This window comes from Desulfuromonas sp. AOP6 (assembly GCF_009731355.2).
GTDB lineage: Bacteria > Desulfobacterota > Desulfuromonadia > Desulfuromonadales > SZUA-540 > SZUA-540.
This window is the reverse complement of record NZ_AP022810.1, coordinates 1426445-1449154: the sequence shown is the minus strand read 5'-3', so window position 1 is coordinate 1449154 and position 22710 is coordinate 1426445. Positions and strand designations below refer to the sequence as shown.

General features: G+C 53.6%; 20 protein-coding genes. 4 read left to right on the top strand and 16 right to left on the bottom strand.

Annotated features, from left to right (window positions below; genetic code table 11):
* Positions 1–46: 46 nt before the first annotated feature.
* The 10 genes from raiA to kdsB form a co-directional block, all read right to left on the bottom strand.
* Entirely contained in the window at positions 47–595 is a 549-nt protein-coding gene (raiA, locus tag AOP6_RS06770; RefSeq protein WP_155875942.1) for a ribosome-associated translation inhibitor RaiA, read from the bottom strand.
* Positions 596–686: 91 nt separating this feature from the next.
* The gene (gene rpoN, locus AOP6_RS06765; RefSeq protein ID WP_155875940.1) at positions 687–2138 is read right to left on the bottom strand and encodes an RNA polymerase factor sigma-54; all 1452 of its coding nucleotides are present in this window, start codon (positions 2136–2138) and stop codon (positions 687–689) included.
* Between the two features lie 54 nt (positions 2139–2192).
* Positions 2193–2918 carry an LPS export ABC transporter ATP-binding protein gene (gene lptB, locus AOP6_RS06760; protein ID WP_155875939.1) on the bottom strand — a complete coding sequence of 242 codons (726 nt, stop codon included), beginning with the start codon at positions 2916–2918 and terminating at the stop codon, positions 2193–2195.
* Positions 2915–3418, bottom strand: a complete 504-nt coding sequence (lptA, locus tag AOP6_RS06755) for a lipopolysaccharide transport periplasmic protein LptA (RefSeq protein WP_155875938.1) — start codon at positions 3416–3418, stop codon at positions 2915–2917. The genes lptB and lptA overlap by 4 nt, the downstream gene beginning before the upstream one ends.
* A 2-nt stretch (positions 3419–3420) precedes the next feature.
* Positions 3421–3990, bottom strand: coding sequence for an LPS export ABC transporter periplasmic protein LptC (lptC, locus tag AOP6_RS06750; protein WP_155875935.1), 570 nt, complete (start codon positions 3988–3990; stop codon positions 3421–3423).
* A 79-nt stretch (positions 3991–4069) separates the two neighbouring features.
* Positions 4070–4585 carry an HAD-IIIA family hydrolase gene (locus AOP6_RS06745; protein WP_155875933.1) on the bottom strand — a complete coding sequence of 172 codons (516 nt, stop codon included), beginning with the start codon at positions 4583–4585 and terminating at the stop codon, positions 4070–4072.
* The gene (locus AOP6_RS06740; RefSeq protein ID WP_155875931.1) at positions 4585–5556 is read right to left on the bottom strand and encodes a KpsF/GutQ family sugar-phosphate isomerase; all 972 of its coding nucleotides are present in this window, start codon (positions 5554–5556) and stop codon (positions 4585–4587) included. The genes AOP6_RS06745 and AOP6_RS06740 overlap by 1 nt, the downstream gene beginning before the upstream one ends.
* A complete protein-coding gene (gene kdsA / locus AOP6_RS06735) occupies positions 5553–6383 on the bottom strand; it encodes a 3-deoxy-8-phosphooctulonate synthase (protein WP_155875929.1) in 831 nt (276 codons plus the stop codon). Before kdsA ends, AOP6_RS06740 begins: the two co-directional genes overlap by 4 nt.
* Positions 6384–7988, bottom strand: a complete 1605-nt coding sequence (locus tag AOP6_RS06730) for a CTP synthase (protein WP_155875927.1) — start codon at positions 7986–7988, stop codon at positions 6384–6386. It lies immediately after the preceding gene.
* A gap of 91 nt (positions 7989–8079) precedes the next feature.
* Complete coding sequence (kdsB, locus tag AOP6_RS06725) at positions 8080–8829, bottom strand: 3-deoxy-manno-octulosonate cytidylyltransferase (protein ID WP_155875925.1); 750 nt, start codon at positions 8827–8829, stop codon at positions 8080–8082.
* 256 nt (positions 8830–9085) lie between these two features.
* On the opposite strand from kdsB, the gene AOP6_RS06720 reads away from it, so the two are divergent.
* A complete protein-coding gene (locus AOP6_RS06720) occupies positions 9086–10087 on the top strand; it encodes an HD domain-containing phosphohydrolase (protein ID WP_155875923.1) in 1002 nt (333 codons plus the stop codon).
* A 93-nt stretch (positions 10088–10180) separates the two neighbouring features.
* On the opposite strand, the gene pyrE is transcribed toward AOP6_RS06720, so the two are convergent.
* The 6 genes from pyrE to AOP6_RS06690 form a co-directional block, all read right to left on the bottom strand.
* Positions 10181–10711, bottom strand: a complete 531-nt coding sequence (gene pyrE, locus AOP6_RS06715) for an orotate phosphoribosyltransferase (protein WP_155877668.1) — start codon at positions 10709–10711, stop codon at positions 10181–10183.
* Between the two features lie 102 nt (positions 10712–10813).
* On the bottom strand, positions 10814–12223 hold the full coding sequence (purF, locus tag AOP6_RS06710; RefSeq protein ID WP_155875921.1) for an amidophosphoribosyltransferase: 1410 nt from the start codon (positions 12221–12223) through the stop codon (positions 10814–10816).
* Between the two features lie 116 nt (positions 12224–12339).
* Positions 12340–13173, bottom strand: coding sequence for a phosphoribosylformylglycinamidine synthase subunit PurQ (locus AOP6_RS06705; protein ID WP_155875919.1), 834 nt, complete (start codon positions 13171–13173; stop codon positions 12340–12342).
* A gap of 2 nt (positions 13174–13175) precedes the next feature.
* Positions 13176–16157, bottom strand: a complete 2982-nt coding sequence (locus AOP6_RS06700) for a phosphoribosylformylglycinamidine synthase subunit PurS (protein WP_155875917.1) — start codon at positions 16155–16157, stop codon at positions 13176–13178.
* 85 nt (positions 16158–16242) lie between these two features.
* A complete protein-coding gene (locus AOP6_RS06695; protein WP_155875916.1) occupies positions 16243–17013 on the bottom strand; it encodes an MBL fold metallo-hydrolase in 771 nt (256 codons plus the stop codon).
* A gap of 93 nt (positions 17014–17106) precedes the next feature.
* On the bottom strand, positions 17107–19158 hold the full coding sequence (locus AOP6_RS06690) for an ATP-binding protein (RefSeq protein ID WP_155875914.1): 2052 nt from the start codon (positions 19156–19158) through the stop codon (positions 17107–17109).
* A 394-nt stretch (positions 19159–19552) separates the two neighbouring features.
* On the opposite strand from AOP6_RS06690, the gene gap reads away from it, so the two are divergent.
* The 3 genes from gap to tpiA all read left to right on the top strand — a co-directional run bounded on the left by gap (position 19553) and on the right by tpiA (position 22645).
* Positions 19553–20554, top strand: a complete 1002-nt coding sequence (gene gap, locus AOP6_RS06685; RefSeq protein ID WP_155875912.1) for a type I glyceraldehyde-3-phosphate dehydrogenase — start codon at positions 19553–19555, stop codon at positions 20552–20554.
* Between the two features lie 108 nt (positions 20555–20662).
* Entirely contained in the window at positions 20663–21856 is a 1194-nt protein-coding gene (locus AOP6_RS06680) for a phosphoglycerate kinase (RefSeq protein WP_155875910.1), read from the top strand.
* A gap of 15 nt (positions 21857–21871) precedes the next feature.
* Positions 21872–22645: a triose-phosphate isomerase gene (gene tpiA / locus AOP6_RS06675; RefSeq protein ID WP_155875908.1), complete on the top strand. Its 774-nt coding sequence runs from the start codon at positions 21872–21874 to the stop codon at positions 22643–22645.
* The last annotated feature ends 65 nt before the right edge of the window (positions 22646–22710 follow it).

Sequence of the window (22710 nt, the reverse complement as noted above, 5' to 3'; positions counted from 1 at the left end):
GGGGAAGGATACACGATCCTTCCCCCTTCTCAATGTTTTTGCCTATTTACTTGCTTTCAGGTGCGATCAGGCCGTAATTGCCATCCTTGCGGCGATAGACAACGTTGATCTCCTCGGTCTTGTCATCGGTAAAAACCAGAAAATCCTTGTTCAAAAGATCCATCTGCATGACCGCCTCTTCAACGGACATCGGCTTCACCGAGAAGCGATTGGTACGCACAATGACAGGTTGCTCAGCGCCCTCGTCAATACTTTCCGCGGCAAGTACCGTTTTCTGGACCTGTCTTTCACGCCCGGAAAGCGGCTTATGCTTTTTGAGTTTCTCTTTGTAGCGCTTCAATTGACGCTCAATCTTGTCGACCACGGCGTCAATGGCCGCATACATGTCGTTGGTCTCCTCGGAACCTTTGATGGTAATGCCCTTGGCCACCAAGTTAATTTCGGCCCGATGCCTGATTTTCTTTTCGACAGAAACAACCACCTGCGCATCGATGGGCTCATCGATATACTTTTTAACGCGCTCAAGCTTTTCTTCCACGTACGTGCGAACCGGATCACTGGTTTCCATATGTCTGAATGTTACCGCAACCTGCATAAAAACCTCCTCTTGAAAATATCCCTGGGGGATCAAGTCGTTTCTGGTTGAATTATAACCCCGATTATCGGGATGGCCACGCCATGGTCAATCAAAAGAGACGCTTACGCTCGGTCGATGAGCCAATCCCAAGCATTTCTCTGTATTTTGTGACGGTCCGCCGGGCAATATCGATACCATGTTTGCGCAAAAGTTCAACCAATTTCTGATCAGAATAGGGTTTTTTAACATTTTCGCCGCTGATGATCTCCTTGATTTTACTTTTGACACTTTCGGAGGCGATGGTTTCTCCCTGAGTTGTGCTGATACCGCTGTTGAAAAAGTATTTCAACTCAAACAACCCTTGCGGTGTCTGGACATATTTATTCGTCGTTACCCGGCTGATGGTCGATTCATGCATCTCAATATCTTCAGCCACGTCACGAAGAACGAGGGGTTTAAGATATTCAATGCCGCGGTCGAAGAAATCGCGCTGGAACTTAACGATGGATTTGGTCACTTTGTAGATGGTCCGCTGTCGCTGATGAATACTCTTGATCAGCCACATGGCCCCACGCATCTTTTCCTGAATATACTCGCCGGCCTTCGCGTCTATATCAGAACCTCCTGAAAGTGCGCTGCGATAGAAGGAGTTGATACGAAGATTGGGCAGGCCCTCGTCGTTAAGAACGACGACGTATTCGTCACCGATTTTGTGCACACTGACGTCCGGCACAATATAGTGGGCGTCTTCCTGCCAGTAAGGCCTGCCCGGTCGGGGATCCAGGTGAGAGATAACCTTGGCCGCGCCGAGCACCTCATCCAGGGAGACTCCGAGCGCTTTGGCGATAGCTGGATATTTGCGGTTTTCAAGATCCCCGATATGGTTTTCCAGTATCGCCACAACGACAGAATTATCCAGCTCAAGCTGCTCCACCTGTTTGAGGAGACATTCCTGAAGATTGCGACTGGCCACGCCCACAGGGTCGAAATCCTGCACTTTCTTAAGGACAGCCTCAACCATCTGGCTTTCGGCATGAATCTGCTCAGCTACTTCATCCAAAGAGGCGATCAGATAGCCATCCTCGTTCAGGTTGCCAATAATCTCTTCAGCAATGCGACGCTCAGTCTCGTTAAAAGGAGAAAGATTCAATTGCCACAAAAGGTGGTCGGTCAGGGTCCCCTTTTTGGTAATAAGATTCTCATAGGAAGGTCGATCATCGTCTTCCTCATAGTAGTCGGCGGTCGATCCACCCAGACTGTATCCTTCAAGGTATGTTTGCCAATCGATATCCCCAAGGCCTTCGGACTCTCCCTTGACCTCTTTGATCTCTTCCGAAGAGGTCTGGTTCGCTTCCGCCTCATCGCGGGAGTCCGGGCTTTTCTCGACCTCCTCGACCGATTCGGCACCCTCCTCCAGAAGCGGATTTTCCTCAAGCTCCTGCTGCACCATGTCAACAAGCTCCATACGGGAAAGCTGAAGAAGCTTGATGGCCTGCTGCAGTTGCGGCGTCATGACCAGTTGCTGACTCAGTTTTAGCTGTTGCCGAATCTCTAAAGCCATGTCACTCCCGAAGAGAATTGAGGACCCGCTCCATGCCAGGTCCAAGGGGTGTTGTTAAAGTTTAAACTTATCCCCAAGATAAATCGCCCGAGCTCTTTCACTCCCGGCAATTTCAGCGGGAGTCCCATATTCCAGGATTCCCCCTTCGTTAAGAATGTAGGCGCTGTCACAAACTCCCAGAGTCTCACGCACATTGTGATCTGAAATAAGCACGCCGATACCGCGGGACTTCAAATCAGCGATGATGTTTTGTATATCCATGACCGCTATCGGGTCAATCCCTGCAAAAGGCTCGTCCAGCAGGATGAAGGAAGGTTCAATAACGAGGGCCCTGGCAATTTCAAGTCGCCTTCGTTCGCCACCGGACAGCGCATACCCGTAGGTGTCGGCCACGTGACTGAGTCGGAATTCCTCAAGAAGACGATCTTTCCGGCTCCTGCATTCGGCCGCGGGGATATTGAGCGTTTCCAGAATGGCAAGTAAATTCTGGGCGACGGTCAATTTCCGAAAAACCGAGGCTTCCTGAGGGAGATAAGAAATGCCGGCCCGGGCTCTCTGGAACATGGGAAAATCCGTCAACTCAAGATCATCGAGAAAAACACGGCCCGCGTCGGGACGGATAAGCCCCACCACCATATAGAAAGAAGTCGTTTTCCCGGCACCATTGGGCCCGAGCAGGCCGATAACCTCTCCGGAAGAGACAGCCAGATCGACTCCGTGAACCACCTGCCGCCCCTTATAGGCCTTGCAGAGGCCCTTAGCCGAAAGGGTGCGTCTCACGGTTTTTCCTCTTTGGGATGAAAGACAGCTTGAACCCTGGAACCTTCGGCGCTGCTGACAATACTTCTCTCTTCCAGCAGATAGACGGTTATTTCGTCGCCGGCCACTGAATTTTCGCCCTGAAACAGCCTGGGGGCACCAGTAAGCACGACCTTCTTTTCTGAATTAAAAAGAATTCCCTGCTCTCCCGTCGCCACCCTATCGCCTTGAACGATCCGGACATCACCCGTGGCAACCACCCTTTCCACCTCGCGGGTGCTGGGAACGTACACCAGACGCATCTCCTGTGCGTACATGACAACGTCCCCTTGCCGGGCCACCACGCTACCGATAAAGCGGACCTCTTTGCCGGCCTGATCGGCCTCAAGTCGGTCGGAAACAACGTGAATCGGTTCGTTTCGATTGCCGAGACCTTCGGAAGTATTTTCCTGACCGAAACCATTACCCGTCACCAGCAGTAACCACGCCAGAAGGAGGTACAAAGGACTCCATCTTTTCATCTTCAAGCCCCCTCTTCCTGGATAACGGCCGTTACGGCGCGAAGAATGGATATTTGTCTGGTGTCTACATGAAGGAGCAAGCCTGTTCCCCTAATGTCCGCAGCACCAGAGAGGAGACGAACATCGTCTTCGGTTCGGATGATCCGGTCGGCGGAAGTAAAAACAAGAGAATCCGTATAGAAAGAATATCCTTTCGGACTTCGCACCACGACATTTCCCTGGACGTGTACAACCTGCGGATCAGAAAAGAACTTGCCACTGTCGGCAGTCAGCGTAACATCTCCGAGTTCCCCCTGATCATAAAAAACCATGAGAATATTCTGGATGTCCGTCGTGCCCTGACTAAAACTGTGCATGGCCGAATCGGCCTGAAGGGTCCACTGGGGTACGCCGTCCTGTGTTTCCGTATATTGGATCCTCGACATGGCCAGATCCACATTATCCGGCAACCGCTCCAGGATCTCATCCCCATCGAAGCCTTTGAAATTACGAAGGATCATCACGGTGAGGGCGACGACCAGTGCGACGATGATAAAACCCAGTATATTGCGGATATTCACATTTCCGGCCATGGTGCGCTCATACTAACATCATTTTCCCGGCCGTGTAAAGGGAGTTGTTCGCTAATTGGCATGAGATTTGAAAGGAGCCTCAAGAGAAATAACGACCGGTAACTTCATGCCACCTTCCCCCCTCCTTCAAGAGGAGGTCACACACTTCCCGGACAGCGGAACGCCCCCCTTTTTGCCGCGTGACATAGTGAACGTAAGGCTTGATATCCTCGACGGCATCAACGACGGTCGCTGAAAAACCGACTCGGGTCAGAACCGGCAGGTCCACGAGATCGTCCCCCATGTAGGCTACTTCTTCATCCTTCAGCCCAAGGTTCTCAAGTATCTCCCTGTATGGGACAATCTTTTCCTTGGCCCCCTGATAGACAATATCGATCCCGAGTTCCCGAGCGCGCAGAGCAACAACCTCAGAGGAGCGACCGGTGATGATACCGACGCGTATGCCGGCTCTCTGAAGAAGCTTGAGTCCATGACCATCCTTGACATCAAACATTTTCGATTCGACACCATCATGGTCGTAAACAATACGCCCATCGGTGAGAATGCCATCCACATCCAGCAGCAACAGTCGTATTTTGGCGATCCTCTCCCTCATCAGACGACCCCCGACTTAAGCAGATCGTGCAGGTGGATGATGCCAACCGGAACCTTGCTGCTTTCGTCCTCAAAGACAAACAGAGAAGTAATGGAGAACTCTTCCATCCTCTGCACCGCCTTGGCCGCCAGATTCGACCTCAGAATACGTTTCGGATTGGCGTTCATCAGTTTATCAATGGGCTGATTGAGCACGTCCAGCCCCTTTTCAATGGATCGGCGCAAATCTCCATCGGTAAAAACCCCGGCCAGTTCACCCTGGTCATCAGCCACGCCGGTGATGCCGAGCTTCTTGCTGGTAATTTCGAACAGGGCTTCCTTCAGAGGCGTATTTTTGCCGACAACGGGGATATCAGCACCTGTGTGCATCAGATCTTCCACGCGCAGCAGAAGTTTCTTGCCCAAAGCACCCCCAGGGTGAAATAGCGCGAAGTCCTCTTCCCGAAAACCTCGTTCAATCAGCAGGGCCACAGCCAGAGCATCCCCCATGGCCAGCGTCGCGGTCGTACTGGCGGTCGGCGCCAAGCCCAGCGGACAGGCTTCTTCTCTGACCGATATGTCGAGAAAAACGTCACCGGCACGAGCCAGGGAGCTGCGGGTGTTACCGCTCATGGCAATAAGAGGCAGCCCCATTCGTTTAATGACCGGCAGGATGCGCAAAATTTCTTCCGTCTCGCCACTGTTGGAGACAGCCAGAACAACATCCCCCTTCATCAGCATACCAAGGTCGCCATGAATGCCTTCGGCAGGATGCAGAAAGAGCGCGGGGGTCCCCGTTGAGGCCATGGTCGAAGCGATCTTTTGACAGATAAGCCCCGACTTCCCCATGCCGCTGATAACAAGACGGCCGGAACAGGTCAGAATCAACTGGACAGCCTTGACGAACTGTTCGTCAAGACGATCGACAAGGCGCTGAACCGCATCCGCTTCCGTACGCAATACCCTTTGGGCCGTTTCGAGGATTTTGGTCATATCTCGATTCCCTTAACGATACGATCGATCGCCATGACTTCCTGCAAAGACTGCCGGAGTTGTTGTAGCGGCAAACAGTTTGGACCATCGCAAAGAGCCCGGTCGGGATCTTCATGGACCTCCCAAAAGAGCGCGTCGATTCCGGTGGCGACAGCGGCACGGGACAGGGCCCCGACATATTGGCGCTGTCCGCTGGAGGCTCCCCCTGCCCCACCCGGAAGTTGAACCGCGTGGGTAGCATCGAAAATAACGGGATATCCCATTTCACGCATAATAACCAGAGAACGCATATCGACAACAAGATTGTTGTACCCGAAAGAGGCTCCACGTTCGGTCAGCAGAATTTTACGATTTCCCGTCGACTCGATTTTCCCCACAGCATTTTTCATGTCCCAAGGCGCCAGAAACTGCCCTTTCTTGACATTGACCGCCTTGCCTGTCTCTCCAGCAGCAACCAGCAGATCGGTTTGACGGCTCAGAAAAGCGGGAATCTGAATAATATCAAGAACCTCGGACGCAGCGGCGACCTGCGACACATCATGGACATCGGATAGAACAGGGAGTTCAAATTCCGAGCGAACTCGCTGAAGAATACGCAACCCCTCCTGAAGACCCGGACCACGGAAAGAAGTTACCGAGGTCCTATTGGCCTTGTCGTAGGAAGCCTTGAAGATAAGGCCGATGCCAAGCTCCGCGCACAGGTCTTTAAGATATCCCGCAATGCGCAACGTAAGAGACTCATCCTCAATAGCGCAAGGCCCCGCAATGAGTACCAAGGGACGATTCCCCCCGAGGATCGTATTCCCAATGGCGATTTCGTGCGTCATTTACTTCTCTCCCCGTGCTTTCAGACAGGCTCCGACAAATGACTCAAACAACGGATGCGGAGCCATGGGACGTGAACGGAATTCCGGATGGAACTGACAGGCCAGAAACCAGGGGTGCTCTGCCAGTTCAACGATTTCCACCAGATCAGCCTCCGGGTAAAGCCCGGAAAAAATCATCCCACATTTTTGCAAGACTTTGCGGTAGGCATTATTGAACTCATAGCGGTGTCGATGACGCTCGGTAATATTCTGCTGACCATAAATTCGGCGGGCGAGTGTTCCATCGATCAGGGTACAGGGATAGGCCCCCAACCGCATCGTCCCCCCTTTGCGGGTCAGGCTTTTCTGGCTTTCCATGATGTGAATGATGGGGTTCTTGGCCTCTTCCCTGAACTCGGCCGAGTAGGCATCCTCGATTTGACAGACATTTCGGGAGAATTCCACTACAGCCATCTGCATTCCCAGACAGATTCCGAAAAAAGGGATCTTGTTTTCACGGGCATAACGAATTGCCTCGATCTTCCCCTCACTGCCCCTCTCTCCGAAACCACCCGGCACCAGGATGCCATCAATGTCGTCAAAAACATCGCCGACACCATGACGCTCAAGAGCCTCAGAGTCCACGTATTTGAGCTTGACGCGGCAATCATTGCCGATACCGCCGTGGATCAGCGACTCTGCCAGGGATTTATAACTTTCGGTCAATTCCACATACTTGCCGACAACAGCGATAGTCGTGTCCGAGGCCGGCTCCTTCACCCTCTTGACAATGCGCTGCCAGCCTGAAAGGTCGGGCGCCTTGGTCCAGATATTGAGATAATCGACCAGCCGTTCATCCAGGCCCTGTTCGTGAAAAGCGATGGGAGCCTCGTAAATGGAGGCTACATCCCGGGCCGTGATGACCGCCTCTTCACGAACATTGCAGAAGAGAGCGATTTTGCTCTTCATGTCTCGGGGAATTTCACGGTCGCAGCGGCAGAGAAGAATATCAGGCTGGATGCCAATCTCCCGAAGCTCCTTGACGCTATGCTGGGTCGGCTTGGTTTTTAGTTCACCAGCTGTCTGAATGTAGGGGACGAGGGTCAAATGCACATACATGACATTTTCGTGCCCCCGATCGGTGCGAAACTGACGAATGGCCTCCAGGAAAGGCAAGGATTCAATATCGCCAACCGTCCCGCCGACCTCGACAATGGCGATATCAACGCCCTTGGCATTTTCAAGGATTTTGCTTTTGATTTCGTTGGTGATATGGGGAATAACCTGAACCGTGCCACCGAGGTAATCCCCTCGACGTTCCTTGCGAATCACGGAGTCGTAAACCTGCCCGGTGGTGAAATTGGACTTCCGGGTCAGCTTGGCGGTAGTGAAACGCTCGTAATGCCCGAGGTCGAGATCCGTTTCGGCGCCATCGTCGGTAACAAAAACTTCGCCATGCTGGAAGGGACTCATGGTGCCGGGATCGACGTTGATGTAGGGATCCATCTTCTGCATCGAAACACGCAGTCCACGCGCCTCCATAAGCGCGCCTATCGAAGCGGCAGCGAGCCCTTTTCCCAAAGAAGAAACAACCCCGCCGGTAATAAAAACAAATTTGGTCTTCATCAGATGTCCTCCAGCCTGTTTACGGCGAATGTAAAAAAACGAGAAATCTTACACGCATGGGGCTAAAAAGAAAACCCCAAATCCTCGTGCATCAAGAGGTTGTCAACAAACCTCGGACGCGATCCAGGTCTTCAGGCGTATCAACGCCATGTGAAATTAAATCCGTACTCACAACCTTGATACGGTACCCGTGCTCAAGAGCACGCAACTGCTCCAGATTTTCGGTGCGCTCAAGGTGGGTGGCAGGCAGATGCGGATAGCTTATGAGAAAATCCCGGCGGTAGACGTAGAGCCCGACGTGTTTAAAGGCTCCCACCTTCGTGGGGTTCGCATCAATTTCTGCGTAAAAGTCCCGAGGATAAGGGATGGGAGAACGGGAAAAATAAAGAGCGAAGTCATTGTGATCCGTTACTACTTTCACCACATGCGGACTTAAAAATTCTCTTGCATCCCGTATGGGGGTTTTCAGTGTCCCCATAGGGATTGAAGGATCATGCAAAAGCGGTCTGACAGCCGCTTCTATCATGGCAGGATCAATAAGCGGTTCGTCTCCCTGTACATTGACAATGAGGTCGCTCTTCAGGGTAGCGGCAACCTCGGCGAGACGATCCGTTCCAGTGGGATGATCGCCGCAGGTCATGGCGGCAACACCACCGAAAGCCTGAACCGCGTCATATATGCTGTGATCATCCGTGGCAACGATGACTTTATCAACAACTTCGGCCTGCATGGTTCGTTCGTAAACCCACTGAATCATCGGCTTCCCCATGAGGTCTGCCAAAGGTTTGCCTGGGAAACGCGTTGAAGCGAATCGGGCCGGAATAATCGCCGTTACAACCATGGAGTTTGCATCCTTTCGGGAGCATAGAGTCGGGCACAGAGTAATCAAACGCCAATACCTTGTCAAGAAAGGTCAGGACGACCTCAAACGGCAAAGACAGGGAAAGCTGCTCCTGAGACAAGCGCTACGCCGGGGTTTTCTTTTCTGGAATTTAATGGCGAGAGTTTACTGTCGCCGTTTCTGTCCTATAATAAGAAAAAGGGTCACGACAACCTACAAATAATTACCCTCTTTAACTTCTTCAGGAAAGAGACTTATGATCCCAGCCATTCTGGTACTGGACCATGAAGCAAAAATAACGGAGGCGCTATCCCCTCTTTTTGCCGAGGAAGACATCCGTCTCCACAGGGCAGAAAGCCTGAAGCAGGCCCTGGAAGTAGTCCATCAGGAAATGGTGGTGACAATCGTCCTGGGGGATGTCATTCCTCCCCTCGAAATACCCTCTGTCCTCATGCGACTGAAAAGTGTCGCACCCTACGCCGTCAAAATTCTTCTTGTCCACAGCAATGAATTGGCCAATTCGGTGCCCGCCCTCAACAGTGGCGAGGTTTTTAGACTCATTGTCCGTCCCTGGGATGCGGAGACACTGCGGCAAACCATTAAAGATGCTCTATACCGTCATGAAGTCGTGCTGGCCCTTAAAGAAGCCGATGAAGCGACTCTTCGGTCCCTGGGGCAGGCCATTGAACTTAAAGACCACTACACAAAAGGCCATTGCGACCGCGTTGCCGGCTTTGCTCTGCTGATCGGCAAGGCGCTGCATCTGGCATCGGCACAGCTGACCGACATCCGTCATGGCAGCTGGCTTCACGACTGTGGCAAGATCGGCGTGCCTGAAAACATTCTTAACTTCCAGGGCGAATTAGATCATCCTGACTTTGAAGTTCTCAAGCTGCATCCTACCTGGGGGGCGGAAGTGGCCAGACAGGCCAATTTGCAGCCGGGGGTCATCAACGCTATTCTGCATCACCATGAACGTTACGACGGTCTTGGTTACCCCGCCGGACTCAAGGGTGATGACATTCCATTGGAAGCGCGCATCGTAACTGTAGCCGATGTCTACGATGCCATTACAACCCGCCGTCCATACAGGGAACAGGTTTACAGCCTGCATGAGGCCAAGGGGATCATCTCATCCATGGCGGGGACTTACCTTGACCCGGATCTGGTCAGAATATTTCTGGGCCGCATCAATGAGCAAAGCACAGACGCGCCAGCAGAAAAGGCCGCGACTGTCCTACATCAATGGACTCACTGACATCCCCGCACTGAGTCACCATAAATACACAGCCCGTCCCCTGCGAAGAGGACGGGCTGTGTCTGGAAACGCACAAATGGTCCCCAAAATAAATCAGCCGACCACCTGACTGCGGGTAAAAACCGCCCGCAAGATAATTCCCTCTTTTTCAATATTATCCCGGGCACCTTCTTCTCTGTCCACCAGAGTCACGACCCCGACAACCTCCAAGCCTTCCTCCCTGGCCCGCTCAACGGCTTTCATGGAAGACCCCCCCGTGGTGGTAACGTCTTCAACAATGACAACACGAGAACCTTTAGGCAGGTTTTTCCGACCTTCCAGCCATTGCCCCGTGCCGTGTCCCTTAGGCTCTTTGCGGATGATGAAGGCATGGATATTCTGCCCGGCAAGAGACGCGGCAATGGACGTTGCGGTAGCAATAGGATCGGCACCAAGGGTCAGCCCCCCTACCCCATCAATAGGGCCGTCAAACTGCCGGACTTCCTCGTAGAAGGCCTTGCCCACCAACAGGCCGCCTTTGGCATGCAAAGTCGTCTGTTTTCCGTCAAAATAGAAGTTACTTTTACGCCCGGAAGCCAGGGTCACTTCCCTTTCCTCATAGGAAAGCTCCCGGACAATCTGCATCAACTCATCTCTTTCCGACTGGGTCACATCATCCTCCTGTCAATAAACCATAATAAAGAGACCCGCCGGCGGAATTTCTCCAAGCTAGCCTCAAACCTCTTATCAAAACAATCCCAGCTGCGTATCAGCTTTCAAACGGGGAAATTTTACGGGATAGCAGCCGCTGAAGCAGGCGTCACAAAAATGACCGGAACATCCGGCCGGAGCTCCGGCGGCGGCACGCACCCCCTCTTGAGAAAGATAACCCAGGGTATCGGAGGTGATATAGCGATTAATCTCTTCAATGGAATGGGAGGAGGAAATCAACTCCTTGCGCGTCGGCGTGTCTATACCGTAGTAGCAGGGATAGCTCGTGGGCGGGCTGGATACGCGCATATGAATCTCCCTGGCCCCGGCATTGCGTATCATCTTGATGATTTTGCGGGCGGTGGTTCCCCTGACAACCGAGTCATCCACCACAACCACCCTTTTACCCTCGATCACTTCGCGCACAGGATTGAGCTTGATTTTGACACCGAAATGTCGGATGGACTGCTGGGGTTCGATGAAAGTACGTCCGACGTAGTGATTGCGGATCAGGCCAAGCTGAAAGGGGATTCCCGATTGCTCGGCGTAGCCGATGGCTGCCGGCACACCAGAGTCGGGAATAGGGATAACGACATCGGCCTCCACCTGGTGTTCCCGTGCCAGTTGCCGACCGAACTCCTTGCGTACGCCGTAAACCTGTTTGCCGAAGATGACACTGTCCGGCCGGGCAAAATAGATAAATTCAAAAATACAGGGCGACGGCTGCGTCGGCTTGAAGGGAGTAAAGCTTTTCAACCCCGACTTATCGATAAGGATCATTTCGCCCGGTTCGATTTCGCGGATGAATTCGGCCTCGATCAGATCAAGGGCGCAGGTTTCCGAGGCAACAATATAGGCCCCATCCAGTTTACCCAGCACCAGTGGCCGAAATCCGTTGGGGTCGCGCACCGCCACCATACGGGTCTCGGTCAGGAAAACCAGACTGTAGGCCCCGCGCACAATTTCAAGAGCCTCGGTAATCCGCTCAACAAGGGAGTCACTCTGGGCGTGGGCCAGAAGATGAATAATGACTTCCGTATCGGCAATGGTGGAAAATATGGAGCCGCGCTGTTCCAGGTCGTTGCGTACCTCCTGGGCATTGACCAGATTACCGTTATGGGCTACCGCAATACTGCCGCGGGCATAGTCAACCATGATCGGCTGGCAGTTTTTCATGTCGTTGCCGCCGGCGGTGGAATAACGGACATGCCCTATGGCGCTGGATCCTGGCAGGCTCTCAAAGATGCTGTCATTTTTGAACACATCCGCCACCAGGCCCATGCCCTTGTGGGCGCGCAGTCGGCTGCCGTCAGAGGCGACAATACCGCAGCTTTCCTGACCACGGTGCTGAAGGGCGTAAAGACCCAGATAGGTCAGATTCGCGGCTTCGGGGTGACCGAAAATACCGAAAACGCCGCATTCATCCTCAAATTTATCGAAAGCCAAGTTAGCACTCCTTCTCAAAAGATCCCTCCAAAAAAGCAGGGAGGAATCCCGATTTCTCTGTTTTCAAAAAACCCTGTTCTTAAGACGAGACAAGGATCTGTCGCTTGATCAAACGACTAAGACAACAACTCTTCCCGGATGAAACGTATGGCATTCTGGTAGAGCCAGAGTCCCATCCCTTCTTCCGGAAGGTCCTCTTCCCGGGTCCAGCGGGGGTGGTGAGTGCGATGAACATAAGCTTCCGGATGCGGCATCAGGCCAAAAAGGCGGCCACTTGCGTCACACAGCCCGGCAATGGCCTGGGAAGAGCCGTTGGGATTCCAGGGGTACTCCATGGTTGCCGCCTGATAATCCTCTTTGCAGTATTTCAGTACTGTCAGGTGTTGATCTTCCATGGCGTCGAGCACAGCCGGTGAAGCGGCGACCAGTTTCCCTTCACCGTGGCGCACGGGCAGATAAATACCCTGCAGCCCCCGCGTAAAGATACAGGGAGAGGCTTCGTCAACCTTGAGATAGGTCCAACGGTCTTCAAAGCGACCGCCATCGTTAAAGGTCAGGGTGACCGACTGTTTCTGATAGTCGCCGCCAAGAGCCGGCAGCAGCCCCATTTTGACCATCAACTGAAAGCCGTTGCAGACCCCCATGACCAGCTTGCCGGCCTTGACAAAGCGCTGGATCTGGTCAACAAGATGCTCCTCGGTCCCACGAACCGCCGCCTGGAGCAGGCGGTTCGCACCAGCCTTGGCACTGCCGAGATCATCTCCGTCAAGAAAGCCCCCCGCCAGATTGAGGAAGTGGTAATCGTCGAGGCTGACCCTCCCGGCCAAGAGTTCGGCGATGTGGACAATGTCACAGACATCGGCCCCGGCCAGTCGACAGGCGTGAGCGACTTCCCGCTCACAATTGGTGCCGTTGCCGGCAATGACTATGGCTCTGACTTCTTTCGCCATGATTAAAGCTCCTTGAGAGGCGCCTGCCAGGACGCTTTTAGTGCCAGAATGTCGGCCTGGAGAACCACCTGGCCGCCACAGCCGGTAACTTCCAGCACAGGCTGTTCAACCACCTCACCGATGAGGGCAAAGTCCTGACCGGCGAAGATTTCTTCAAAACGATCTTTATTGCCGGGTCGGACCGTCACCAGCAGACGACTTTGGGTTTCGGAAAAAAGCAGGACATCATCCCGCTCACAACCTTCGGCTACCACCTGGCGAAGGTCGGCCCGGATGCCGAAGCCCCCGGCGAAGGCTTTTTCCGCCAGCGCGACGCCAAGGCCCCCATCAGAAAGGTCATGGCAGGAAGCAACCAGACCAGCCTTCTGGGCCCGGTTCAGGCTGCGGTATCTCAGCAGCGCCCCCTCGGCATCGACTTGGGGCACGGTCTGACCGATGGCCCCCAGCTGGGCGTAATACTCAGAGCCCCCCAGTTCGTTGCGGGTTTTGCCGAGCAGATAGACCAGATCGCCGGCACGCTTGACGTCCATGGATACGGCCTGACGAACATCATCGATTTTGCCGATCACCGAGAAGAGGACGGTAGGCGGAATCGAGATTTTGGTATTGCCGACCTGATAGTCGTTTTTCATGGAGTCCTTGCCGGAGATCAGCGGGACGCCAAAGGCGACACAGTAGTCATAGAGGGCCTTGTTGGCCCGCACCAGTTGAGCCGCCTTGTATTCGCCATCGGGCGTCTTTTCACTCTTGACTGGGTCACACCAGCAGAAGTTGTCCAGACCGGCCACATGATCGACGTCGCCGCCCACGGCGACGTAGTTACGCAGGCCCTCATCGATAGCGCAGGCCATCATATGGTAGGTGTCGATGTCGCTGTAACTGGGACAGATACCATGAGCAACGACCACACCCTCGAATGAATCGAACAGGGGCCTGACGACGGCCGCATCCGAAGGTCCGTCATTCGCCACACCCAGCAACGGCTTGATGACCGTCCCGGCCTGAACTTCATGGTCATAACGACGGACCACCGATTCTTTCGAACAGATATTCAGGCGGCCAAGAAGCTGGGCAAGGATATTCGCCAAGTTGGGGTTTTCGGGTAATACGGGCTCCGGCCAGGATTTGATTTCCCAGCGCGCCGGGATAACAAGCTGGGGCACTCCCTCATGCAGGAAATGCATATCCAGATACGCCACTGTTTTCCCCTCATAGAGGCAATGAAAGTAACCGGAATCGGTAAAGCGACCCAGATCCGTGGCTTCCACGTCCATCTCCCGAGCCAGGGCGATAAATTCCTCCAGATTTTCAGAGGGAACGGCCAGCGTCATACGTTCCTGGGCTTCGGAAATGAGAATTTCCCAGGGCTGCAGACCGGGATATTTCAGCGGGGCGCGGTCAAGGTGAAGCTCGAAGCCGCCCGTATCTTCTGACATCTCGCCGACAGAAGAAGACAGACCACCGGCGCCGTTATCGGTAATAGCATGGTAGAGCCCCCGGTCCCTGGCAATCAACAGGAAGTCAAACATCTTTTTCTGGGTGATGGGATCACCGATCTGCACGGCGGTTACGGGAGAGCCTTCATGCAATTCTTCCGAGGAGAAGGTGGCGCCGTGAATTCCGTCCTTGCCGATACGTCCGCCGCACATGACAATATGGTCGCCCACCTGCGCTTTTTTCTCATGCCCGGGACGCCCGTTTAACTGGGCGGGCATGATGGCAGCCGTGCCACAGTAAACCAAGGGTTTGCCGGCAAAGCGTTCATCAAACACGATGGAGCCATTGACCGTAGGCACGCCGCTCTTGTTACCACCGTGCTCCACTCCCTCGACGACCCCTTCGAAAATGCGGCGGGGATGCAGAAGCCTGGGGGGCAGCGGCTTGTCATAGAAGGGAGAGGCAAAACAGAAGACATCGGTATTGAAGATCAGGCGCGCGCCCATGCCGGTACCGAAAGGATCGCGGTTGACCCCGACAATACCCGTGAGAGCCCCACCGTAGGGATCGAGCGCGCTCGGCGAATTATGCGTTTCGACCTTGAAAACAAGGCTCCAGTCCTGATTGAAGCGGATGACACCGGCGTTGTCTTTAAATACGGACAGACAGAAGTCAGCGGCGCCCTTCTGGGCCCGGATGTCGCGGGTAGCGCCGACAATAAAGGTCTTGAACACGGAATTGATGGTTTCCCGCTGCCCCTTTTCGTCCTCATAGTCAATGCGGGCGGAGAAGATCTTGTGTTTGCAGTGCTCACTCCATGTTTGCGCCAAGGCTTCGAGCTCGACATCCGTCAGGAGTTCGCTCAGACCGGCTTCCTTTCGACGCGCCTTGATTTCAGGAGACGCCGCATAGGCCTGCAGGGTTTTCATCTCTTCAAGGTTCAGGGCGAGCATGCCGTCACGGCTGATCTGCATCAGTTGGTCATCGGCGACATCGAGGTCAATCTGCCTGACCTCGACACGGGCGTCGCTCACCACCTTGGGTACATAAGGCTCCATCCCCTTGCTGCTGTCAAACTCGGAGGATGCCACGATTGTCCAGCGCTGGATGAGACCATTGGCCAGGAATTCCGCAGCGACACGCTCGGCGAGCTTTTTGTCGATCTGGCCGCGGAGAAGATATTGGGTCGAGGTATAAACACCCTCGCCGACACGAAAAGAACGGCCCGTAATATACTGAATGGCTTCCTTGGCCGTACGCCCGACATTGTCCGTAACACCGGGACGAAAACCAACCTCGATCAGCATGTCGAAATCATGGGCCACGGGCCTGTTGACAGCATACTCCTGGATGACAGGGTCAGACAGAGGGCCGGCCGCGGCGGCGGCAATCTCAGCGTCGGTCAGATCGGCGTCGACGGTATACACATCCACCGTACGGACACTGTCGAGACTTACCCCCAAGTGTTCTTTAAGTTCACGTCGGATTCTTTCGCCACGGGCATCTTTGACGCCGTCCTTCAAACCGACAGTAATTCTCCAGGCCATAACTTCTCCTCAGCAGATATCCATTTTTTGATCACCTCGATGAACAAGGGGTTTACCAAGGTGATTCTTGTCGTCAAAAACCAACTCAGATCTGAAAACAGAAGCTGGTCTCATGCTGCGCTCCCACAACCAGGTGGGGGCAGCACGTATGCTGTCTATCAAGAACCTGCCTTGCACAACTCTCGGCGAGTTGGGGATGGTTGTTGGTTTCGCTAAGATGGGCTAAAAAAACGGCATCAAGCCCACTCCAGAGCACGCCTTCCAGAAGGTGGGCCGCCGCGTCATTGGACAAGTGCCCATGATTGCTACGAACCCGTTGTTTGAGCGGCCAGGGGTATGGACCATCCCGCAGCATGTCCTCGTCGTGATTGGATTCAAGAATCAGTACGCGGCAATGCTTGAGACGATCGGAAACCAGACGGGTGGCTATCCCAAGGTCCGTAGCGACGCCGATTTTCCCCTCGTCTGTTTCAATAATAAAACCCACGGGAGCCACCGAGTCGTGGGTGACAGGAAAACTGTGGATCGAAAGATCACGCCAAACCAGGTTTTCACCGTCATCAAATTCCTCGACAACAGGCAAGGGCCCGATATCGGGCATTACGGCACGAGTCTGGTGGTGAAGGTAAACAGGCAACTTACACATCCGGGCGAGTGGGCCAAGACCTCGAATGTGATCACTATGTTCATGCGTCACGAAAACGGCGTCAAGATCCTCCGCCTGAACCCCCACAACGGCAAGCCTTTTGCGAATTTCTCTGGCGGAAAGACCGGCGTCAATCAAAATCCGACTGCGTCGGCTTTCCACATAGATGGCATTACCCTTGCTGCCGCTGGCGAGAAGACATACCCGCAAAAAAAACCTCCAGGCTCCCCGGTGAAAGCGCAGTCTATATACCGAAATAATCCATACCCTGCAAGGGAAAAGGGGTTAGAAAAACCCCACATCTCAGGAAAGCACCAGGTCGGCGCCGCCATACTGCGGCAAGAGGATATGAAAGGAGCTTCCCGGACAGTTTTCGGGATCATGCCCCGCACTCTCAACCCAGATTTCGCCACCGTGCATATTGATGATCCCTTTGACAATAGCCAGTCCAAGACCGGCGCCTTTGCCGTTGAAAGACACTTTGCCACTGGAATGTTCTTCAATGGTTCCGGCTTCATAAAATTTGTCAAAGATGTACCCCTGGTCAGACCCGTCGATACCGATGCCCGTATCTCTCACAACGATTTCCACATAGGGCAGCGGCGACGAAGTCAGCGGACAAAGGCCAGGGCTGGTTGCCGCCGTAATAGTAAAGGGCGGCCGAAGGGTCTCCAGCAAACGGGTCTCTACATAAACCTTGCCGCCGTCAGGAGTAAACTTGAGCGCATTTCCCACCAGATTGCCAATCACCTGCACCATACGCTCGCCGTCACAGTAAATCTCGGGCAACGCTTCCTGCAGGTTCATGACCAGAGACTGCTTCCTCTGTTCAAAAGAACGCACCATGGGTTTGGTTGCCTGGCGAACAAGCTGGTTTAGATTATGAGGGGTTGTTTTCAGGTGCACGTTTTTACTGTCAAGCATGGATACATCGACCATATCCCTGACGATACCGCTAAGACGCTGAGCCGCATCGGCGATATTCTGGATCATAGCCGCGACCGCTGTGTCCAGCGTGGCGATTTTTTCGCTCAGAATCAGATCGGCATAACCTACGATCACCGTCAGAGGGGTTTTGAGCTCATGGGAAGCGACCCCCAAAAAGGAATCTTTCATCTGGTTGAGTCGCTGCAACTCCCAGGCGCTCTTCTCAAGATTATCCTTGATCTCCTTCTCCTGGGTGACATCCCGGACAATGGTCTGCACCATGTGCCGCCCATCCATACCGACGACATGGGAACCACGCACCCAGCCAACGACAGGACGTTGGTCATCTAAACGGATATAGTTAATCTGCGCCTCGAGAGTCTCGCCGGCGAGAATCCTCTGGTGCATGTCGTACAGGGTTTCAAGCTGATCACAATGAAGCATCTCAAGAACGGAAAAGAAGTTGGCTCCTTCAACCCGCTCTTTTTTGACCCCGAAAAAGACCTCGGCGGCTTTGTTGACAAGAACAACACGGTCCTCGTCGTCGGTCACCATGATCGCATCGCTCGCATCCTCAAGCAGTGACCGATACATCTCCCTACTACGTCGCAGCTCAGTGCCTATCTTTTCCTGGTATTCGTAGGATTTCTGCAGCTCCAGGTTCGTGGACTCCAATTCCTGGTAGCCCTCCTGAAGCTTTTCATCCCTTTCCTGCAAAGAGGCGGACATCTCTGTAAGTGCCGTGGCCAGTTCAGCAAAATCACGGGTCGGCATAGTGGGTATAGCGATCTGGAAATGACCTGAGGCTATTTCCTTGGCAACGGAACAGAGTCGATCAATGGGGCCGATAAGGTGGCGCCGGGCAAAAACAACGATCAGGGCAAAGACGATGAGAAAAGCAAGACCAAGGACCACCATGGAGCGCTGGTAGACTGCGGTTAGTTTCTCATCGAGAACGGTATCGGGGAAGCCAAGACGGACAGTGCCAACGGTTTCCCCGTCAAGACTGGTGATGGGCAGGGAAACATCGTAGGTTTTGCCCCACTGGGGAAAGTTTACGACAGAGACGCCGCTGCCAGGGGACGAGGTAAAATCAACGCCGCTGATAAAGTGAAAGGAGGGATCATTGGCAAAAAGTGGCTGACCATTCTGATTTTCCAGAAAACAGTAAATGATATCGGGATCAGTGGTGACTATCCCCTGAAAGCGCGCATTAAGACCATCGAGCTCTTCCATGGGCACACCAAGGGCCACCACGTTCTCGATAGAACCCTTCAACTCTCCAGCGAGGTTCTGGCAACGGAGGACAATACCGTCCCGATAATCACGTCGGAACCCTTCAATGTTGAACCCTGTATTCACCAGAATCGTCAGGGTCAGGACAACAAAGGCAAACAAAAGGATTCGCTTTTCCAGGGTGTTTTTCATAGAGAAATCAGAGCCGATCCGGGAAAAGATAAATCGTCAACAGCTGAACAAATCCCTGGGAAGCCGACAAACTGGCCGGCAAGGATTGCAGCATTCGTTGATTTTTGGAAAAAGCCATGTACATTGAGAAGAGTTTGCTTTTAGGCCAAAAGCCCGCAAGGTCCGTCCATCCGGACTCTTTCATTGCCGCTTTTAAATACCATATCGGTCGGTAAAGGGCAATATGACAATCCGCTTATTTCAAACAACAGAGTCTGGCAAAAGGGTTGACGGGCATGGGAAGTATCCGATATCATCCACGAGTGCTCAAACCTTTATAAGTAATTGAAATTCCAAAAGACCATAAAGGCCCACATTTTCACCTATCACCCTTCTCACCAAGGAGAATATCGCCATGGCTGCCAAAGTTGCAATTAACGGTTTCGGTCGCATCGGTCGGAATGTTTTCAGAGCTGCACTGAATTCACCAGATATCGACATCCTGGCCATAAACGACCTGACCGATGCCGAGACCCTCGCTCACCTGCTGAAATACGACTCCGTTCATGGCACCTTTAAGGCTGACGTGGCTTCCGATGGTGACAATATCCTGATTAATGGCAAGACCATCCGGGTATACAAGGAAAAAGACCCGGCCGCCCTGCCCTGGAAACAGCTCGGTATTGACATTGTCATCGAATCAACGGGACGTTTCACCGATCGTGACAAAGCGCAGAAACACCTGCAGGCTGGAGCCGGAAAGGTCGTCATCAGCGCCCCGGGAAAAGATGCGGACATCACCGTCTGCATGGGTGTCAATGAAACCCATTACCTGCCCGATCGTCATGAAATCATTTCCAACGCATCCTGTACCACCAATTGCCTCGCTCCGGTAGCAAAGGTACTGAACGAGCAGTTTGGTATTGTCAAGGGTCTGATGACCACGGTGCATTCCTACACAAACGACCAGATGATCCTCGATCTGCCCCACAAGGATCTTCGACGCGCCAGGGCTGCCGCCATTTCCATGATCCCGACAACGACAGGCGCCGCCAAGGCCGTGGCCCTGGTACTCCCGGAGCTCAAAGGAAAACTGGATGGCATGGCGGTACGCGTTCCCACGCCAAACGTCTCTCTCATTGACCTCGTGGTGGAGACAGAAAAGAAAACGACAGCAGAAGAAGTAAACAAGGCGATGAAAAATGCTGCCGAAGGGACGATGAGAGGCATTCTCGAATATTGTGATCTTCCCCTGGTGTCCCGGGACTTCAACGGCAATCCCGCCTCCTCCATCGTGGACGCCCTGTCCACCGCCGTAATTGGTGGCAACATGGTCAAGGTACTGTCCTGGTACGATAACGAGTGGGGCTACTCCAATCGCATCTTCGACCTGGTCGCTTATATCGCATCCAAATAACGACGGGTTGGCAGAACAGATCAAAGGCGGGTCCTGACGGATCTGCCTTTGGTTCGTTCTGTGCCCAGGCCCAGTCGATAAAATCTTACCAGACAGGAGTGCCTATCCATGCCTGAAAAGCTGTCCGTGCTTGACCTTGACCTTAAAGGAAAAAAGGTTTTCTGCCGCGTTGACTTCAATGTGCCGCTGAATGATGAAGGCGAGATCACCGACGATACCCGCATCCTCGGCGCCCTACCTACCATACGACATATCATCGACCAGGGAGCGCGTCTCATTCTCGCTTCTCATCTCGGCCGCCCAAAGGGCAAGAAGAATTCCAAATACAGCCTTGCCCCCGTGGCTCCCTACCTTTCCGGACTTCTCAACAGAAATGTCGCCATGGCCGAAGACTGTGTCGGCACCCAGGTCATCAGCCTGGTAAACCACATGGAAAACGGCGATATCATCCTTCTGGAGAATCTCCGTTTTCACGCCGGAGAAGAGAAAAACGATCCTGACTTCTGCCGCCAACTGGCCGACCTGGCAGAAGTATACGTCAACGATGCCTTCGGCACGGCCCACCGGGCCCATGCTTCCACTGAGGGAGTCGCACGACTCCTTTCACCAGCCGTCGCTGGCTTGCTTATGGAAAAAGAAATCCGGTATCTCAGCCAAGCGCTGGCCAAGCCGAGCCATCCCTTCGTTGCCGTCCTCGGTGGCGCCAAAGTATCGGACAAAATCGCGGTCATTGAAAATCTGCTCAGCAAGGTGGATAGCCTTCTTATTGGCGGGGGCATGGCATACACTTTCCTCAAGGCCCAAGGGCACCCTGTCGGACGTTCCCTGGTGGAGGAGGATCGACTGGAACTGGCGCGGGATCTCTTGCAAAAAGCCGAGGATCAACAGGTCAGGATGCTGTTGCCAACAGACCACGTTATTGCCCCGGAATTCAAGGAAGATGCTCAGCACAAAATCTGTTCCAACAAAGATTTTCCGGCAGATTGGATGGGACTCGATATTGGCCCGGAAACCTCACGGATTTTTTCCGAGGTTCTGGGTGAGGCTAAAACCGTCATCTGGAATGGCCCCATGGGAGTATTCGAGTTCGAAGCGTTTTCAAAGGGCACCTTTGTGGTGGCCAAAGCCTTGGCAGAGTCCGAAGCCCTTTCCATCATTGGCGGCGGGGATTCGGTAGCTGCAGTCAACAAGGCCGGCCTCAACGATAAAATGACCCACATTTCCACGGGCGGTGGTGCCTCCCTGGAATTCCTTGAAGGCAAAACACTTCCCGGCATCGCTGCCTTGACCGACAAAAGCTGAAGGACGGAGTATTTTATGCGCAAACCGATCATTGCGGGCAACTGGAAGCTTCATAAAACAGTCAACGAGAGCCGTCATCTTATACAGACGCTGGCTGAGAATTTAAAGGATGTGACGGACGCTGAAATTGTGGTAGCCCCCGTCTTCACAGCACTTGAAAGTGCTGTGGCCGCCGCCAAGGGCAGCCCGATCGCCATTGCTGCCCAGAACTGCTATCCCGCCTCCTCCGGCGCCTTCACCGGCGAAGTCTCCCCCACTCTCCTTAAAGACATCGGATGCACGGGAGCCATTGTCGGCCATTCGGAAAGACGCCAACTCTTCGGAGAGTCCAACGCATTTATCAACGCCAAAGTCCAAGCACTGCTGGCCGCCGGCCTGCGTGCCATCTTCTGCATTGGCGAAACCCTGGAAGAGCGTGAATCCGGGCGTATGTACGACATTCTTACCGGGCAGGTAAAAGAAGGGCTCGCAGGTCTTACCCCCGAAGATATGGACAAGGTTGTCGTGGCCTATGAGCCGGTATGGGCCATAGGTACAGGCAAAACCGCCTCGGACGAGGAGGCGGAAGAGGCACATGCCTTTATCCGTGGACTGCTCCAGGGAATATTTAATGAAAACGTGGCAGATAAAACACCCATTCTCTACGGGGGGAGCGTCAAGCCAGGCAACGTCGACGGTCTCATGGCCCAGGAAGATATTGACGGTGTCCTCGTCGGAGGAGCCAGCCTTGTCGCCGAGGACTTCATCCGCATTGCGCGTTTTCAACGGAGCGAAACCGTCCAGCAATAACATTTTCTCTTTGTAAAAAGAGGAAACTATGCTAGGTTACCGCGGTTTACAGATGATTTTCCAAG

Bases quoted from the DNA above. Each gene is read 5' to 3' on its own strand.
- raiA (WP_155875942.1), bottom strand. From the start codon at position 595: ATGCAGGTTGCGGTAACATTCAGACATATGGAAACCAGTGATCCGGTT.
- rpoN (WP_155875940.1), bottom strand. From the start codon at position 2,138: ATGGCTTTAGAGATTCGGCAACAGCTAAAACTGAGTCAGCAACTGGTC.
- lptA (WP_155875938.1), bottom strand. From the start codon at position 3,418: ATGAAAAGATGGAGTCCTTTGTACCTCCTTCTGGCGTGGTTACTGCTG.
- lptC (WP_155875935.1), bottom strand. From the start codon at position 3,990: ATGGCCGGAAATGTGAATATCCGCAATATACTGGGTTTTATCATCGTC.
- AOP6_RS06745 (WP_155875933.1), bottom strand. From the start codon at position 4,585: ATGAGGGAGAGGATCGCCAAAATACGACTGTTGCTGCTGGATGTGGAT.
- AOP6_RS06740 (WP_155875931.1), bottom strand. From the start codon at position 5,556: ATGACCAAAATCCTCGAAACGGCCCAAAGGGTATTGCGTACGGAAGCG.
- kdsA (WP_155875929.1), bottom strand. From the start codon at position 6,383: ATGACGCACGAAATCGCCATTGGGAATACGATCCTCGGGGGGAATCGT.
- AOP6_RS06730 (WP_155875927.1), bottom strand. From the start codon at position 7,988: ATGAAGACCAAATTTGTTTTTATTACCGGCGGGGTTGTTTCTTCTTTG.
- kdsB (WP_155875925.1), bottom strand. From the start codon at position 8,829: ATGGTTGTAACGGCGATTATTCCGGCCCGATTCGCTTCAACGCGTTTC.
- AOP6_RS06720 (WP_155875923.1), top strand. From the start codon at position 9,086: ATGATCCCAGCCATTCTGGTACTGGACCATGAAGCAAAAATAACGGAG.
- pyrE (WP_155877668.1), bottom strand. From the start codon at position 10,711: ATGCAGATTGTCCGGGAGCTTTCCTATGAGGAAAGGGAAGTGACCCTG.
- AOP6_RS06705 (WP_155875919.1), bottom strand. From the start codon at position 13,173: ATGGCGAAAGAAGTCAGAGCCATAGTCATTGCCGGCAACGGCACCAAT.
- AOP6_RS06700 (WP_155875917.1), bottom strand. From the start codon at position 16,157: ATGGCCTGGAGAATTACTGTCGGTTTGAAGGACGGCGTCAAAGATGCC.
- AOP6_RS06690 (WP_155875914.1), bottom strand. From the start codon at position 19,158: ATGAAAAACACCCTGGAAAAGCGAATCCTTTTGTTTGCCTTTGTTGTC.
- gap (WP_155875912.1), top strand. From the start codon at position 19,553: ATGGCTGCCAAAGTTGCAATTAACGGTTTCGGTCGCATCGGTCGGAAT.
- AOP6_RS06680 (WP_155875910.1), top strand. From the start codon at position 20,663: ATGCCTGAAAAGCTGTCCGTGCTTGACCTTGACCTTAAAGGAAAAAAG.
- tpiA (WP_155875908.1), top strand. From the start codon at position 21,872: ATGCGCAAACCGATCATTGCGGGCAACTGGAAGCTTCATAAAACAGTC.